Annotated in this window: 1 pseudogene; it reads right to left on the bottom strand. The window is 71.7% G+C overall.

Features of this window, described 5'->3' with window-relative positions:
- A pseudogene (locus HMPREF0178_RS20210) lies at positions 1-689 on the bottom strand (hypothetical protein); the annotation flags it as partial.

Genomic DNA, 689 nt, shown 5'->3' on the forward strand with positions numbered 1-689 from the left:
GTCCCCACACGAAGGCGAACACGCCGAGCACGGCTTCCCCGAGCGCCGCGAAAATGGCGAAAGCCGTTTCCCGGAAGCCCGAGAACAGCCCGAGCGCCGCATCCAGCGCGCCGGAAAGATCCCCCGAGAACACGGAGGCCACGAGATCGCGGATGCTCTGGAACTCGCTGGCGAGCCCCTGCCCCACGGCCTCAGCCGCCGCGCCGAGGCTCGGGAACCGGCCGGATACGAACGCCACCGCGCCGGACAGCGCCGAAGAAAGCCGATCAGCGGCTTCCGAAGCCGCGGGCCCCACCATATCCAGCGCACCGGAGAAGGCCGAGGACGCCGCGCCAGCGACGTCCCCGAAGGCTGTGCCCAGCGTGTCCGCGACGCCTCCGAAAGCCGAAACCGCCGCTTCCGCTAAACCGGAAACCGCCGGGGCCACGGCTTCAGCCGCACCGGAGAAGGCCGAACCCGCAGCTTCGACAGCGCCGGAAACAGCCGGGCCCACGAAGCCCGCGACGCCCGAACACGCCGAAGACACCGCGCCCGCGACCCCGGAAACCGTGGAGGAAACAGCCTCCGCAGCCCCCGAAAGCACAGGGGCCAGCGCCTCCGCAACGCCGGAAACGGCGGGGCCCACGGCGTCCAGCGTGCTGGAGAGTGCCGTGCCCGCGGACTCCGCCGCACCGGAGAAGGCCGAACCC

The sequence above is a fragment of the Bilophila sp. 4_1_30 genome (assembly GCF_000224655.1).
GTDB classification, from domain to species: Bacteria; Desulfobacterota; Desulfovibrionia; order Desulfovibrionales; family Desulfovibrionaceae; genus Bilophila; species Bilophila wadsworthia.